The organism is Pedobacter sp. AC464, assembly GCF_979253075.1.
This window is the reverse complement of the sequence record NZ_CEEDBV010000002.1, coordinates 824792-839884: the sequence shown is the minus strand read 5'-3', so window position 1 is coordinate 839884 and position 15093 is coordinate 824792. Positions and strand designations below refer to the sequence as shown.

At 39.3% G+C, this 15093-nt stretch carries 15 protein-coding genes; 9 read left to right on the top strand and 6 right to left on the bottom strand.

Annotated elements, in window-relative coordinates; translation table 11 throughout:
* Nucleotides 1–28: 28 nt before the first annotated feature.
* The 9 genes from AC0IWT_RS14390 to AC0IWT_RS14350 all read left to right on the top strand — a co-directional run bounded on the left by AC0IWT_RS14390 (nt 29) and on the right by AC0IWT_RS14350 (nt 8588).
* Entirely contained in the window at nt 29–475 is a 447-nt protein-coding gene (locus AC0IWT_RS14390; RefSeq protein WP_056870219.1) for an SPOR domain-containing protein, read from the top strand.
* Nucleotides 462–1646, top strand: a complete 1185-nt coding sequence (locus AC0IWT_RS14385; protein ID WP_471797675.1) for a M20 metallopeptidase family protein — start codon at nt 462–464, stop codon at nt 1644–1646. The genes AC0IWT_RS14390 and AC0IWT_RS14385 overlap by 14 nt, the downstream gene beginning before the upstream one ends.
* Before the next feature lie 90 nt (nt 1647–1736).
* Nucleotides 1737–2678, top strand: coding sequence for a hypothetical protein (locus AC0IWT_RS14380; RefSeq protein ID WP_056869594.1), 942 nt, complete (start codon nt 1737–1739; stop codon nt 2676–2678).
* A 56-nt stretch (nt 2679–2734) separates the two neighbouring features.
* Nucleotides 2735–4300, top strand: a complete 1566-nt coding sequence (locus AC0IWT_RS14375) for a serine hydrolase (RefSeq protein ID WP_471797674.1) — start codon at nt 2735–2737, stop codon at nt 4298–4300.
* A gap of 4 nt (nt 4301–4304) precedes the next feature.
* Nucleotides 4305–4964: an SGNH/GDSL hydrolase family protein gene (locus AC0IWT_RS14370; RefSeq protein WP_471797673.1), complete on the top strand. Its 660-nt coding sequence runs from the start codon at nt 4305–4307 to the stop codon at nt 4962–4964.
* Between the two features lie 129 nt (nt 4965–5093).
* Nucleotides 5094–7064 carry a DNA primase gene (dnaG, locus tag AC0IWT_RS14365; protein ID WP_471797672.1) on the top strand — a complete coding sequence of 657 codons (1971 nt, stop codon included), beginning with the start codon at nt 5094–5096 and terminating at the stop codon, nt 7062–7064.
* A 102-nt stretch (nt 7065–7166) separates the two neighbouring features.
* Entirely contained in the window at nt 7167–7307 is a 141-nt protein-coding gene (locus AC0IWT_RS14360) for a YraN family protein (RefSeq protein ID WP_471797671.1), read from the top strand.
* Nucleotides 7307–7531 carry a YraN family protein gene (locus AC0IWT_RS14355; RefSeq protein WP_471797670.1) on the top strand — a complete coding sequence of 75 codons (225 nt, stop codon included), beginning with the start codon at nt 7307–7309 and terminating at the stop codon, nt 7529–7531. The genes AC0IWT_RS14360 and AC0IWT_RS14355 overlap by 1 nt, the downstream gene beginning before the upstream one ends.
* On the top strand, nt 7509–8588 hold the full coding sequence (locus AC0IWT_RS14350) for a glutaminyl-peptide cyclotransferase (protein WP_471797669.1): 1080 nt from the start codon (nt 7509–7511) through the stop codon (nt 8586–8588). Before AC0IWT_RS14355 ends, AC0IWT_RS14350 begins: the two co-directional genes overlap by 23 nt.
* A gap of 90 nt (nt 8589–8678) precedes the next feature.
* Here AC0IWT_RS14350 and AC0IWT_RS14345 read toward each other — a convergent pair whose 3' ends face one another.
* The 6 genes from AC0IWT_RS14345 to AC0IWT_RS14320 all read right to left on the bottom strand — a co-directional run bounded on the left by AC0IWT_RS14345 (nt 8679) and on the right by AC0IWT_RS14320 (nt 14984).
* Nucleotides 8679–9203: a DUF4251 domain-containing protein gene (locus tag AC0IWT_RS14345; protein WP_056869600.1), complete on the bottom strand. Its 525-nt coding sequence runs from the start codon at nt 9201–9203 to the stop codon at nt 8679–8681.
* 162 nt (nt 9204–9365) lie between these two features.
* The gene (locus tag AC0IWT_RS14340; protein ID WP_471797668.1) at nt 9366–9818 is read right to left on the bottom strand and encodes a QcrA and Rieske domain-containing protein; all 453 of its coding nucleotides are present in this window, start codon (nt 9816–9818) and stop codon (nt 9366–9368) included.
* 18 nt (nt 9819–9836) lie between these two features.
* Nucleotides 9837–10775: a DUF5777 family beta-barrel protein gene (locus AC0IWT_RS14335; protein WP_471797667.1), complete on the bottom strand. Its 939-nt coding sequence runs from the start codon at nt 10773–10775 to the stop codon at nt 9837–9839.
* Between the two features lie 4 nt (nt 10776–10779).
* A complete protein-coding gene (locus AC0IWT_RS14330; protein WP_471797666.1) occupies nt 10780–11340 on the bottom strand; it encodes a YceI family protein in 561 nt (186 codons plus the stop codon).
* A gap of 215 nt (nt 11341–11555) precedes the next feature.
* Nucleotides 11556–13640: a M16 family metallopeptidase gene (locus AC0IWT_RS14325; RefSeq protein WP_471797665.1), complete on the bottom strand. Its 2085-nt coding sequence runs from the start codon at nt 13638–13640 to the stop codon at nt 11556–11558.
* A gap of 30 nt (nt 13641–13670) precedes the next feature.
* Nucleotides 13671–14984 (bottom strand): M16 family metallopeptidase, encoded by a 1314-nt coding sequence (locus AC0IWT_RS14320; protein ID WP_471797664.1) that lies wholly within the window; start codon nt 14982–14984, stop codon nt 13671–13673.
* Nucleotides 14985–15093 lie beyond the last annotated feature (109 nt).

Sequence of the window (15093 nt, the reverse complement as noted above, 5' to 3'; positions counted from 1 at the left end):
GTTTTTAAGCCTATTTGCATTTAATTATATGAAACCAATTTACATCTTTGCCTTCCTGCTCATGTTATTTAAAATTTCTTTTGCACAGAAAGGTGAGGTAACGGTTATAAAGGACCCGCTGATTGATAGCTTGATAGCGAAAAGAATGGAGGTTTACCGCTCTACGGGCGATGTGACCCTGAAGCCAAACAAGCCTGTGGTATCCGACTATGGTTACCGGGTACAGGTTTTTTACGGCTCAGACCGGCGGGAAATGTTTAACCAGCAAGCCCGGTTTAAAAGCAGCTACCCGAAAATAAACACATACATCGTTTATAAGGAACCAAACTATTACTTACGCGTAGGTGATTTTAGAACAAGACTCGAAGCTCAGCGCTTGATGAGCGAACTTAGGGCAACTTTCCCAACATTATTTATTTTCAGGGAGAAAATTAACGCACCAATTTTAGAAACGACCACTGATGATCAAAGATAAAATTAAAGATTTAGCCGGGCATATTTTTAACGATGTTGTAGGCTATCGTCGCCATATACACGCTAACCCGGAGTTATCCTTTAAAGAATTCGAAACCTCCTTATTCATTAAAGAAAAGCTTAGCAAATGGGGAATTGAGTTTACCGATTGTGCCAATACGGGTGTTGTCGGATTGATTAAAGGTAATCTTCCTTCCGAAAATGTGATTGCCTTAAGGGGCGATATGGATGCTTTGCCTATTCATGAAGCAAATGATAAGCCCTATATTTCAAAAAACCATGGCGTAATGCATGCATGTGGTCATGATGTGCATACGTCATCTTTACTAGGCACGGCATTTATTTTAAATCAATTAAAAGACGATTTTGGTGGCACAATAAAATTAATTTTTCAACCTGCAGAAGAGTTGCTTCCCGGCGGTGCCAGCATTATGATTAAAGAAGGCGTGCTCGAAAACCCAAAACCTCAGGCTATTGTTGGTCAGCATGTTATGCCTTTAATAGAAGCTGGTAAGGTAGGGTTTCGCTCGGGTATTTACATGGCATCAACTGACGAACTTTATGTAACAGTAACTGGCAAGGGCGGCCACGGTGCTCAGCCACATCAAAATATAGATCCGGTTCTAATTGCATCTCATATCATTATTGCCTTACAACAAATTGTTAGTCGAAATGCCGATCCTCGTCTGCCATCCGTACTATCATTCGGCAAAGTGATTGCAAATGGGGCAACAAACATCATTCCCAACGAAGTTAAAATTGAAGGCACATTTAGAACTTTGGATGAAGACTGGAGAAATGAGGCACATAAAAGAATGAAGAAAATGGCCGAAGGAATAGCAGAAAGTATGGGCGGTAGCTGCAATTTCGACATCCACAGGGGCTATCCTTTTTTAATTAACGAAGAAAATTTAACGGCCAATGCAAGGGCTTTCGCCGAAGATTTTTTAGGGAAGGAAAACGTAGTCGATTTAGACATCTGGATGGCCGCAGAAGACTTTTCATTCTATTCTCAGGTTACTGATGCTTGTTTTTATCGTTTGGGAACCGGCAATGCCAAAAAGGATACCTGTTATTCTGTACATACGCCAAGATTCGATATTGACGAAGATGCCTTGAAACTGTCCACAGGCTTGATGGCCTACATTGCCGTTAAGCAGCTGGGTAATTAACATTCAGATCATCTGAATTAAATAATGCAATGTCCGTTGCTCATTTACTCATCTGGCAAAAGGGCATCATTTTTGAATATAAAGCATTACATGAAAAAAATACTTCTTTTAGCAATACTTTCACTATTTTTCTTCGAAGGCTATAGCCAGATTATCGACCGTTTTAATCCCGACACGGTTAAAACAATTACCCTGGATTCTTCGGTAAATATTAAAGCAGAAAGATTAAACGTAGAAACATTTATTAAAGCAGTAATGAATGATACTTCGTTTTACCAATCTTTCCGCGATATGAAACGTTACAGTTTTATTGCCGAAAACCGCATTTACAGTTACGATAAGAAAAATAAAGTAGATGGTAAAATTTACCGGAAAATAAGACACAATAACAGTGGGCCATACAAAATGGAATACCTCGTTAAAGAAGATGAGGGAAATATGTACAAAAAGAATGGCAAATATCAACTGTACACTGTAGAAATGTTCGATTACATTTTTATGAATGCTTACAATACTGATTTTATGCCAAACGCACCTGCCGGAGACGGCAAAGGCGGTACAAATGAAAGCTATAAAACGAAATTAAAAACGCTCATTTTTAATCCTGGAAGGCCTGTTAAGGTTCCTTTTATTGGCAGTAAAACTGAAATATTTTCGGCAAATATGCGCCAGTATTATGATTACGCTTTTAGCAGCGGAACCTACCTGGATTCAATTCCAGTTTATCGTTTTAAGGTTTCCGTTAAGCCTGATTTAAGTAGTTGGACCAAAGACGGGCTGATGATAAAAGACCTTGTAACCATTTTTGATAAGCGGAATTTCAATATTTTAGGTCGTTATGTTGATATGAAATACAGCAACATGCTTTTCGATTTCGATGTTCAGATGAATATTGAAATGGGCTATTTCGGCGACGATAAATTACCTACAAAAATTACCTATCAGGGTAACTGGGATTACCCTTTTAAAAAAGAGGAACGGGCAAGTTTTTTAATTCTCCACAAAGATTACAAGCTGGAAAAGGGTAAGTAACTGCATCTATCGGATCAAAAGATTTAGTATCTTTAGCCTTTAAAATAACCGATATAATGCAACCAATTTTTTCACCTAAATTCAAACTACTTTTCCTCTCCTTATTCTTTTCTGCGTTTGCTTTACAGGCTCAGGTTTTAACGTCGAAGCAAATTGACAGCGTTGTAGAAAAAACCTTAAGCACCTTCAATGTGCCCGGAATTGCGGTTTCAGTTATTAAGGATGGAAAAGTTGTGCACCTCAAAGGCTATGGCGTAAGTTCGATAAAAACGAATAAAAAGGTTGATGAAAACACGCTTTTCGGCGTTGCCTCAAACACCAAAGCATTTACTGCAGCTGCGCTAGGCATGCTTGTGGATGAGAAGAAAATTACCTGGGATACCAAAGTAACTGATGTTATCCCGGAGTTTAAAATGTACGAGGCATATGTAACCTCAGAATTTACAATTCGGGATTTGTTAACCCACCGCAGTGGTTTAGGCTTAGGTGCCGGCGACTTAATGATTTGGCCCGATTCGTCAACAGTTGACAAGAAAAAACTGATTCATAACCTTCGGTTTTTAAAGCCAGTTTCTTCTTTCCGTACAAAATACGATTACGACAACCTGATGTATATTGTGGCTGGTGATGTAGTTGCAAGGGTTTCTGGTGAAAAATATGAAGATTTTATTGAGACGAGATTTTTCAAGCCACTCGGAATGACTAAAACTGCTGCTTCCTGGTACCGCTTGAAAGATAAATCGAACGTTATCGATGGCCATGCACCATATCAGGGGAAATTGCTTCCGGTTGGTTTAAGCTTTGGAGAAGTTGCAAATGCTGCAGGCGGAATTTATTCGAGCGTTACGGATATGAGTAAGTGGGTAACTGCCATGATCAACGGCGGGAAATACGGCGAAAATTTGAGTAGTAAGTTGTTCAGTCCGGCAGTTCATAAAGAGTTGTGGACGCCCCAAACCATCATAGCGGGCGGCAACCCTGAAAGTTTTAGCAGTTACGGTTTAGGTTGGTTTTTAAGCAATGTTAACGGAAATTTCCAGGCTACACATACCGGAGGTTTATCAGGCATAGTTACGCAGGTTACCATTTTACCTGATTTAAAGCTTGGCATTATCGTTTTAACCAATCAGCAATCTGGTGCTGCTTTTAACGCCATTACCAATTCTATAAAAGATGGTTATCTGGGCATTAAAGGCCAGGACCGGATCAAAGCCTATAATGATAACAGGTTAAGAAACGAAAGCCAGGCCGATGAATTGGTAAAAAAGGTGTGGGCAGACATTGACGCACAACAAAAAAACAGCGCCGTAACACCTAACCTTAAAACTTATCTTGGTACTTTTAACGATGCCTGGTTCGGCGAAGTAAACATTAGCGAAGCAAATGGAAAAATGCATTTCGAGGCTAAAAATGCCCCGAAGTTGCGTGGCGACATGACTTTTTATAAAGGGAACACTTTTATTGTAAAATGGTACGACAGAAGCTTAGATGCAGATGCTTTCGTGAGTTTTACATTAGATAATACCGCAACCGCGAATGGATTTAAAATGTCGGCAATCTCACCTTTAACAGATTTTAGTTTCGACTTTCAGGATTTAGACTTTAAGAAAACGATAAAATAATACCATGAAAACTACATTAAAAATCACCCTGCTTTTTTCAGTTTGTATTCTATTTTTAACTTCAATGACATTTAAACCGAAACGAATTATCTTTTTTGGCGATTCGATTACACAACAAGGAGTATCAGCCAACGGTTACGTCACTTTGATAAAAAAAGCGTTAGATTCTACCAAATACACCGTAATGGGCGCAGGAATTGGCGGTAACAAAGTATATGATTTATACCTGCGTTTAGAAGATGATGTTTTAAATAAGAAACCCGACTTAGTAGTTATTTACGTTGGCATCAACGATGTTTGGCATAAACAATCTTCTCATACGGGAACAGATTACGACAAATATTTAAAGTTTTATCAGGCATTAATTAATAAAATTCAGGGTGTTGGGAGCAAGGTTGTGTTGGTAACCCCGTCGGTAGTTGGCGAGAAAAAAGACGGAACTAATGAACTTGATGCCGATTTAAATAAGTATGCCGAAGGAATTAGACAGTTAGCGGCTAAAAACAACTTGCCTGTTTGCGATTTACGGAAAATCTTCGCTGATTACGAAGCGAAAAACAATCCTGAAGATAAAGAAAAAGGGATTTTAACTGTAGACCGCGTTCACCTGAACGTAACCGGAAACAAGCTTGTTGCCGATCAATTATTGCCACTGGTGAGATAAACAGTTACAGGTTGCATGTTTTGGGCTACAGGTTTCAAAATTAAGAGCACAATAAAATAAAGTTAAAAAGATGAAGGTTATAAGTTTGGGGTGAGAAACCTTTAAGCGATAACTTACAGTGCAATCAAAATGATAAACCGCGAAACGATAGATAAGATAATGGATACCGCCCGCATTGAGGAGGTAGTAGGGGATTTTGTGCAATTAAAAAAACGCGGAACAAGTTTAATCGGAAATTGCCCCTTTCATGGCGAAAAAACACCTTCTTTTCACGTTTCTGTAACCAAAGGAATCTATAAATGCTTTGGATGTGGTAAAGGTGGCGATTCGGTTCGTTTTATAATGGACCATGAAAAGTATAATTATCCTGAAGCGTTAAAATTTTTAGCAAACAAATACAACATTGAGGTTGAGGAAACCGAGCTAACGCCACAGGATACCGAAGCTCAAAATGCGAAGGAAAGTTTATACATCGTTTCTCAGTTTGCAGCTGCTTTTTTCGTTAAACAACTTTGGGAAACTGATGAAGGCCACGGAATTGGTTTGAGTTATTTTAAAGAGCGTGGTTTTAGAGAAGATATCTTAAAGAAATTCGAGGTGGGTTACTCGCCCGATGTTTGGGATGCCATGACTCAAAGTGCTATAAACGCTGGTCATAAACTCGAGTTTCTGGAGCAAACAGGCTTGTCGATTAAAAATGACAATGGCAAAATCTACGACCGTTTCCGCGGCCGTGTAATGTTTCCAATTCATAATTTTACCGGTAGAATTATCGGCTTTGGCGGCCGTACTTTAAAAACCGATAAAAATGTTCCTAAATATGTAAACTCGCCGGAGAGTGAAATTTATCATAAATCCAATGTGCTGTATGGTTTATTTCATGCCAAAAAAGCAATTAGAGATTTAGATAACTGCTATCTTGCCGAAGGCTACGCCGATGTTCTTTCCGTTCATCAGGCTGGTATAGAGAATGTTGTCGCGTCATCCGGTACTTCTTTAACCGTAGAACAAATAAAACTTATCGGGCGATTCACCCAAAATGTAACCATTCTTTTTGATGGCGATGCAGCAGGTATCAAGGCCTCTTTACGTGGTTTGGATATGATTCTGGAGGAAGGCTTAAATGTTAAAATAGTTTCTTTCCCGGATGGGCACGACCCAGATTCGTACATGCATCACGTTGGCGCAGGTGCTTTCAAAACGTATTTAGAAAACAATAGAAAAGATTTTATCCTCTACAAAGCCAACGTATTATTAAAAGACGCTGGTGATGACCCCATAAAGCGAGCCGGAATCATTCGAGACATTGTGGAGAGTATTGCAAAAATTCCAGATCCGATAAAGGCTTCTGTCTTCATTAGAGAGAGCAGTAGTTTGTTAGAAATTGAAGAGCGGATTCTACTTTCCGAACTGAATAAAATGCGCTCGGCCAAGAGTAAAAAATCGTTCGAAAGCAATCAAAGAACTGCTAACTTAAATCAAAATCCTTATTCTTCCGGGCCACCGGAGCCACTTGGTCCACCGGCTGATTTATGGGACGATAACGCCGGTTCGACAACACAACAAGCGGAAAACGATGAGCACCAGGAAAAGGAAATTATTCGCCTGCTATTGGCCTACGGACATGAGTTTGTAAACTGGGATAACATCGACGACATGGTTATTGGCTCTTTTGTGATGCAGAATTTAGCCGATGTTGAATTCGAAAACCCACTTTGTAAAAGAATCGTTGATTACTATAAATCAGAAATTGACAATGGTAGATTGCCAACGGCAAATCACTTTATTAAGCACCAGGACCGGGATATTGCGGATTTAGCAATTACACTGTCTACCTCGGAGTATGCTTTGAGTGAAAACTGGCTTAATAAGCATCAAATTTACGTTAAAGACGAAACGATGCATTTGAAAGCAACCATTCTTGGCGGAATTTTTCACCTTAAAAAACGCAAGGTAGATAGAATCCTCACAAATCTTCTGAAAGAAATAAAAGATGAAAAGGATAGCGATAATCAAATGATTTTGATGCAACGTTATGGAGTGATAAAAGGGGTTGAAAGAGAAATATCAAAATTCCTGGGCTCGGTAATTGTGAAATAGATATAGACTTGCTAAAAGTTTGTTATGTTCAACCTTAACAGTTGTGTTCCGGACCTTCAAATTTGAGAGTTGTAATAAAAAACCAATTAAAAAAATCCATCAATGGCGCTCCACAATGATTTAGGTGTTAAAGGTGAGGGAATTGCCAAAATTTATCTTGAAGAAAATGGTTACGAGATTCTCGATGAAAACTGGATTTATGGTAAGGCTGAAGTCGATTTAATGCCTACAGGGATGGGATAATGGTATTTGTAGAAGTTAAAACCCGTACATCCACAGCCTTTGGCATGCCCGAAGAATTTGTTCAAAAGGCAAAACAAAAACAGATGGAACTGGCTTCGCTTCAGTATATTGAGATCATGAACCATCAGAACGACATCCGCTTCGATATCATTGCTATAGTATTTAAAAAAGATAACAGTTACAAATTAAAACACATAGAAGATGCTTTTTGGCCTGAAGATTAACCGTATTCAATTTCCTTTATTTATTGCTGCCGCAATAAGTTTCGCCAGTTCTTGTAAAGATGATCCGGCATCAGGTTACAGCACTTTCATAGAGCCGGCCGCGGGTGCGAGTGTCTCATCAGGCACTCCTTTGCAGTTGAAAATAGATTTTGCAAAAGGCAAGAAAATCGATTCTGTTGTATATTTGTTAGATTCTACACAGGTTGCTTTAGCTAAAGATACGCTTTCGATAAAGATTAAAACCGACGGCATAAAACTTGGAAACCATCTAATTACGGCAAAAATCTTTGGCGGTGATAAGCCTGATGAGATAACGTCCAACATTATTATTCTGGCTTCTAAATCACCAGATTTGTACGGCTACAAGGTTGTTACCAAACTGCCGCACGATACGGCGGCTTACGTAGAAGGGCTTGAATACAACGATGGTTTCTTCTACGAGGGAACCGGAGAAAAAGGTAAGTCGGATTTAAGAAAAGTGGATGTTCAAACTGGAAAAGTTTTACAAAGAGCGAAATTAGACACGGCTTTATTTGGAGAAGGAATAGCACTTATCGACAACAAAATTCTTCAACTAACCTGGCAGGATAAAAAAGCTTTTGTGTACGATAAAAAATCTTTTAAACAACTGGCAGAACTTCCTTACACAAGAGACGGTTGGGGAATGACCTTCGATGGCGAACAAATTTATGCTTCTGATGGCACGAATGCCATTTATTTTTTAGATAAAAATACCTACCAGAAAACGGGTTCTATTGACGTCTTTGATGATAAAGGTGCGAGAGATAATATCAATGAACTCGAATATATAGACGGTAAAATTTACGCCAACGTTTACCTTACCAACAACATCATCATCATTAACCCAAAAACGGGCGCTATTGAAGGGAAGATAGATTTAACGGGTCTGTATTCATCAGATAACTTTAAAACCGATTCGGATAAATCGAACAACGTATTAAATGGAATAGCTTACGACAAACAAACCAAGCGACTTTTCGTTACCGGAAAAAAATGGCCATTTATTTACGAGATCAAAATTCAGAAAAATAACTAAGCCATAAATTAACTGTCTGTCGCGTCAAACAACAGGTCAAATCTATGGCCGTTTTTAAAGTTACAACTTTATCAAAATGCCCGTTATTGATTATTTTGCTTTCGGTTCGCTCAAAACACCGTTAAAATTAATTGGCTGTTTGTTATTGCTGTTTACCATCAGCGTAGCATAACCTTTTTCCGAGACAGTTAACATCATTTGGTAGTTTTCGGATTTCAAATCTTTTGTTTTGATGCTAATTGAGTAAGAGCCTTTTTTGTTCCTGCTCTGTACGTAACTAAAATTCTTCGATTTAAATTTAATCCCTCCCTCAGTTGGATTATATGGTGCAGAATATGCCCGTCCGTAATAGGGTAAATATGCAACAATGCTATCTGGCGTAACTGTGAAATCGTAAGATGAACCGGTAAGGTTAATTGTGCCACCGCCTTGCGAGCCAGGCATACTCCGCAATACCTGACTAATATCCTGATTAGACAATGGTATTGCCGTATTGGCCATAAAAACATAATTTTTATCAGCCATTAAGCTTGCGGTGGTTTGTTTATCTGTTTGTGCAAATGCTTGAGCAATTGAAGCAAAAAACAAAATGCTCAAAAGTTTTAAATGTTTCATTTTGTGTGTTTTTTGAATGTATAACAATTAAAAGATGTTGAAGTTTAGGTAATTCCATAAACCAAATTGATATTTCAAAAAGAATACATAAATATAACCAATAATGAACATTAAAAAGCGGCACCAATTATTGGTGCCGCCAACCCTACTCAAAAAAATGGTTTAAACCGTAACTGACAGTGTGTTTCCAGAAACTGTAGGTGTGTAAACTTTTAATGCTGACGTGGTGCCACCATCATTTGGCTGTGCTAAAATGGCTCCAGAAGAAGTATATCTTGATGCATGCAATCCACATTGAATGTAATTACTTGCCTGAATCCAGTTTAAGGCACCGCCCTGATGTGGGCAAACCGCCTGGGTGGCTGCAAATGAACTTGCGCTGTTGCCAGCTGCTGTGCGGATAAACAAAATACCATTAACCGTAGTTGCTGCGCCCACCGATAAGAGCTGGCTGTTTAAATCAACGCTTGCCGTAGTTCCGGTAGGTGGACCACCGCCTGCCGGATTATTCGGTTGAGGGTCGCTGCCTTTACTTCCGCAGCCTGATAAGCAGGAACCTGTGCAAAAAAGCGCAATTCCCAATCCTAATGACTTGATAAAATCGTTACGTTCCATAATCTTTGATGTTTAGTTTTAATAAATTTTAGTTTGGATGTCTTTATTTTTTGATTTGAAAAGTGTAAAGTTGCGGGATATGGTGAAGCCGAAACGAACGCCGCCGTGTTTCCATGATTTTTGCGTATCGGCAACAAAGCTGTTTTCTGCTATATATTCCGAATTCATAAAATTTAAAGAAAAAACATGGCCGCCGGTTTCAATTTCTAAGCCAACCCCGAGTGGGTTGTAAAACTGCTGCGGTAAATTTGATGGCCTGTTCAGGCCATTAATTAAGGTATAATCGGCAATAAATGATAAACGTTTGCTTAACTTAAATCTTCCGGCAAAGCCGATGCTAAGCAGGTTATCAGGGTCACGAACATCGACCACGTTTTTTCGGAAAAGAACCGCCGGTGCTACCTGTAGGGATAATCGCTGCGAAAACTTCCTCGAAAAAATGGGTTGCAGGAAGTAGCTGAAGCGGTTTGCGTAAGTCGCAAATTCGGTGGTTGTGAACGGTTGTCTGGCAATCCATCCCATTTGCCCTAAAACCGTAATGTTTAACGGCATGTTGCCGTTTTTGCCGCCGCCCTGTTCAATAAGTTTATACTTTAAATAGCCGTTAAATAACTCATCATGTTTACTTCTGCCAATGCTAACGGTCAATTTATCTGTAATTCCATAATCCAGACCGATAAAAAGGTCAGTTGCCACATCAAGTCCGTATAAAGTATGCGCACTGCCGAACTCGCCACCAATGTCGCCGAAATGATGTCTTATTCGTAAATCTAAATCATGCTTTTTTTGGGTTTCAGTAGAGTGCGAGAGTACAATGTGTGTCGATTTAAAAGTTGGATTTACTGAGCGAATCCTCGCAGTATCTGTCATTGTTTTCATCAGCGAATCTGCAGATTGGGCCTGCGCTAGGTTGGTAACCAGAACAGATAAAGTAATGATAGTAGCTATTTTCATCATATATTTAGTTTTTAGGGTTTAGCGTTCCACTTATCTTTACATTAATAACCTTCGCTATTTTGGTGAACACGAGCGTTGGTATCTCAATATTATGGTCTGCGCAGGCAACATCGAAACTTGTGTAAACGGAAGCCTTACCATTTTTCAATGTGATTTTACCAGCTATGGTTCTGGCCTTACTTTCCCCATGAACGGTTAAGGTTCCTTTAACATTCACGGTGTATTCGCCGTCTTTAGCCCAGTTGATGTTTGGTTCAATATTGCCTTTGAAGGTCGCAACAGGATATTTATCGCCTTCCAGGTAATTTTCATTAAAGTGTTCCTGCATCAATTTCTTTCCGAATTCGAAACTTTTTATTGGAATTTGAAAGGCAACTTCTCCGGTTTTCGAAACAATAACGCCATTGGTTTTATTGCTTTGCGCCTTAATATCTTCTACCGGTGTAGATGAGAAAAGATTAGCTTGTATATTGCTGGCGATGTAATTTTGTGCTTTGGATGAAAACGGTGCGTAAGCAATTGCTATACCGAAAAGTAAATAGCCGAGTTGTTTTAGTTTGGTCATTGTGAGGATGATTTTGTTAGTTTAACTAAACCTCACGAGCCAACCCATCCATTAAAGAGGGTGCTTTGATGAGGTAAAAATCTCTTTTCTTTCGAAAATCATAATCATTACGGATGCTAAACCTTTTGGGTTGCTTTGCAGTAGAAAAAAATTAGATCGCAAAAAAAACCGCTTCGTAAATTAATACGAAGCGGTTAAAAAGAAATAAGATTGGTTTAATTAAAATCAGCTGTTTGCAGAGCAGGATTAACTTTAATCTCTTTTATAGAAATATTAAATTCCTGACTGCCTTGCGGCGATTGAACAGTTTGCATCAATGTGTGAGGAAATAGAACATCACCAACTTTTTTATAATCGGCATATTCTGTTATCTGCGTTATATTCGTGCCGTTTTTGGTTAATGTATTTTCTTCTTTCAACAGCAAACCGGAGTTTACATCGTAATATTCGGTTTTCTTTTTGCCCGTGGCTGAAGTTACAACAAGTTTATAAGCGTTGGCGGCGCCAACTTTTTCTGTTCCGGCAAGTTCCATTTTGCTGCCGTCGGTAGCATAGGTTAGCTGGTTAAACAAACTTTTATCCGCCTTTGCCTCAGCCAGTTCTTCGGCACTCATTTCGGCTTTTTTGCCCATTTGCATTGCGTAGCCTGTGGTTCCATTAAAAGCTTGTTTCATAACCGTTTGGCCCATCATTGCAATTTCCATTGTATTTAAATTCGGTGCCATTTTTTTAAAAGTTACGCCCAACTTACTGCCTTGCATGTCCATCTCGCCAGTCTGTTGGTAAGCTGTTACCTTTTTTAGCGCAGCTTCGCCACCAATTGCATTAATGTAGTTGCTTATTATTTCTTTAGGCGACTTAGACCCAGCGCCTGCCGCTGCGGTAGTTTCTGCCTTAACGGGTGCGGCATAGTTGTCAAATTGCTTCACAGCGAAACCAGCTTTGGTTAAGCCCGGTACAAAAGCATCTGTTTTACCAACAACGACTACACGCGTATTATCGTGATTAAAATATTTTTTCGAAACCCGTAAAATATCATCAGTTGTTACGGCATTTAACTTTTGTAGATAAGTACGATAAAAATCCTTTGGTAAGTTGTTTATTAGAATGCTACTCGCAAAGCCAGCCGTGCGTGCCGGGTTTTCTAAACCCAGTGCAAACGAACCATTGTAAAGGTTTTTTGCATTCTGTAGTTCTTCTGCTGATACTTTTACAGTACGAATTGTATTTATTTCTCTTAAAAATTCTACAACAGCGCTATCTACTTTTTCGTTTCGAACAGCTGCAGTTGCCGAAAATTTCGATTGAAAACGGCCCGAGCCTGTGCTTGCATACGCACCGTAGGTGAAACCGTGTTTCTCCCGCAAGTTCATAAATAACCTGGATTCTGCACCACCGCCCAAAATCTGATTTGCCAAAAGCACGGCAAAGTAGTCAGGGCTGCTTAAAGGTAAATCTAAAAGATTGGTTACTGTAATTTCAGATTGAACGGCATTACTAACATTAACCACGTCAACTTCGGTTTTAGCCGGGTTGCTTACTTTTGCCAAAACAGGGAGCGTTAATGGGTTACCTTTCCAATCGCCAAAGGCTTTTTCTGCTAATGCTTTAGCTGCTTCCGGTTTTATGTCGCCCACAAAAGTGAGGTAACCTCTTGATGGCGTAACGTACTTTTTGTAAGCTGTTTTAACGTCATCTAAAGTAAGTCCGTTGATGGATGCTTCAGTCGTAAATTCTCCATAAGGGTTTGATTTTCCGTAAGCCAAGGCATTTACAACGCGTGCAGATATCGCTTTAGCGCTCTTCTCGTTGGATTTTAAGCCTGTTAAGGTTTGCGATTTAATTTTCTCGAATGAAGCAACAGGAAATGCCGGTTGACGCAAACTTTCGGCCATTAGCATAAATGCCGGTTCAAAGTAGCGGGTTAGCGCAGAAACCGTTCCACCAGATGCGCCGGCATTTACATCTGCACCAAGCTGGTCAACAGCCTCGTCGAACTGTGCCTTTGTTTTTGTGGTGGTGCCTTCGTTTAACATGCTGCCCATTAAACTAATAACGCCAGCTTTTGCGCCTTCCGTAATCGGACCAGCATCAATACTGTAACTCGCCGATACCTTTGGCAATTTATGGTTTTCTACAACCAGCACGGTAATTCCATTGGCTAACTTATAAATAACTGGGTCGGCAACGGTAATTACAGGCGCTGGTCCTGGTTTTGGTTTTTTACTACGATCTATTGTTTGTGCCGAAATACCTTGAGCCAATAAGGAAATTGCGGCTATAATGAATATCTTCTTCATGTTTTCTAAATATTGTAAGATGAAAAGCGGTTATTTTTTTGGTAAATAGTACAAAACAACTCTTTGGTTTTTGTTGAGGTATTTTTTCGCTACATCCCTGATTTCTTCACGGGTTATCGATTTAATAACATTCAACTCTTCGTTAATATCATTTGTATCCTTATTGTGAAAGGTGTAACCATTAGCCAGGTTTTCTGCAACACCAAGCATTCTGCTGTTCGCACTCACATAACTGTTTTCGAATTGGTTTTGAAGTTTTTTATAATCGCTTTCGCTGATTAACTCTGTTTGCAGACGTAAAACTTCTTCATCAATATCTTTCAATAAATCGTTAAGTGGTGTGTTTTTATTTGGTAAGGCAAGGGTAATGTATGCTCCATAATCTTCCAATGAGTAATTGAAAGCCGCAACTTGTAATGCAGTTTTCTTTTCATCAACCATTTTAGTACTAAGCCTAGAACTGCCGCCGGCTGACAAAATGGAGCTAATCATACCCAACACTTTACTTTCTCTGCTTTTCATGCCAGGTACGCGGTATGCAGCAAAAATTGCCGGAATCTGGATGTTTGCATCGTAAGCCGTATCAATAATTTCTTTTGTAATTTCCGGTAGCTTATAGTCTTTTCTAACCACCTCTTTTCCTTTCGGAACTTCTGCGAAGTATGCTTTAACCAAACCTCTTGTTTTCTCCACGTCGATATCGCCGGCAATGGTTAAAACGGCATTATTAGGAACGTAATATTTTTTGTTGAAGGCGATAAATTCATCAAGCCTGGCCGCATCTAAATGTGCCAGAGAGCCAATCGGCTGCCAGCGGTAAGGATGCCCGTCGAAAAGGTGCGAAAATATTTTCTCGGTAAATTTACCGTAAGGAGAATTATCGATTCGTAAACGCTTTTCTTCTTTTACAACTTCATTCTGTGTTTTTACGCCTTGTTCATTTATCACAGGGTGAAGCATGCGTTCGCTTTCCAGCCACAAACCTAATTCTAACTGGTTTGAGGGAAAAACTTCGTAATAAAAAGTACGATCTTGAGAAGTATTTGCATTATTCTGGCCGCCATTACTGCTAACCAGCTTCATAAATTCTCCTTTCTTTATGTTTTTGGAGCCTTCAAAAAGTAAATGCTCAAAAAAGTGAGCAAATCCGGTACGCGTTGTGTCTTCATCTTTAGAACCCACATGATACATAACTGAAACCGCAACAACAGGCGCCGTTTTATCCTGGTGTAGAATAACATGGAGACCATTGTCTAAATCAAATTCGGTAAACTGCACTTTTTGAGCAGACACACTCAAGCACAGACCGGAAATGGCCAGAGCAAAAATAATTCTTTTTTTCATTAGATAATTTGTTTGTTTTGAATCAGTTAACAAAGACCGACTTCAATTTTTTTAATAATAAGTTAATTTGGTTTTGGTTGTAACTAAACAACTAGGGGTTTACTAAAAT

Coding starts and splice junctions, on each gene's coding strand:
- AC0IWT_RS14390 (WP_056870219.1), top strand. CDS start 29: ATGAAACCAATTTACATCTTTGCCTTCCTGCTCATGTTATTTAAAATT.
- AC0IWT_RS14385 (WP_471797675.1), top strand. CDS start 462: ATGATCAAAGATAAAATTAAAGATTTAGCCGGGCATATTTTTAACGAT.
- AC0IWT_RS14380 (WP_056869594.1), top strand. CDS start 1,737: ATGAAAAAAATACTTCTTTTAGCAATACTTTCACTATTTTTCTTCGAA.
- AC0IWT_RS14375 (WP_471797674.1), top strand. CDS start 2,735: ATGCAACCAATTTTTTCACCTAAATTCAAACTACTTTTCCTCTCCTTA.
- AC0IWT_RS14370 (WP_471797673.1), top strand. CDS start 4,305: ATGAAAACTACATTAAAAATCACCCTGCTTTTTTCAGTTTGTATTCTA.
- dnaG (WP_471797672.1), top strand. CDS start 5,094: ATGATAAACCGCGAAACGATAGATAAGATAATGGATACCGCCCGCATT.
- AC0IWT_RS14360 (WP_471797671.1), top strand. CDS start 7,167: ATGGCGCTCCACAATGATTTAGGTGTTAAAGGTGAGGGAATTGCCAAA.
- AC0IWT_RS14355 (WP_471797670.1), top strand. CDS start 7,307: ATGGTATTTGTAGAAGTTAAAACCCGTACATCCACAGCCTTTGGCATG.
- AC0IWT_RS14350 (WP_471797669.1), top strand. CDS start 7,509: ATGCTTTTTGGCCTGAAGATTAACCGTATTCAATTTCCTTTATTTATT.
- AC0IWT_RS14345 (WP_056869600.1), bottom strand. CDS start 9,203: ATGAAACATTTAAAACTTTTGAGCATTTTGTTTTTTGCTTCAATTGCT.
- AC0IWT_RS14340 (WP_471797668.1), bottom strand. CDS start 9,818: ATGGAACGTAACGATTTTATCAAGTCATTAGGATTGGGAATTGCGCTT.
- AC0IWT_RS14335 (WP_471797667.1), bottom strand. CDS start 10,775: ATGATGAAAATAGCTACTATCATTACTTTATCTGTTCTGGTTACCAAC.
- AC0IWT_RS14330 (WP_471797666.1), bottom strand. CDS start 11,340: ATGACCAAACTAAAACAACTCGGCTATTTACTTTTCGGTATAGCAATT.
- AC0IWT_RS14325 (WP_471797665.1), bottom strand. CDS start 13,640: ATGAAGAAGATATTCATTATAGCCGCAATTTCCTTATTGGCTCAAGGT.
- AC0IWT_RS14320 (WP_471797664.1), bottom strand. CDS start 14,984: ATGAAAAAAAGAATTATTTTTGCTCTGGCCATTTCCGGTCTGTGCTTG.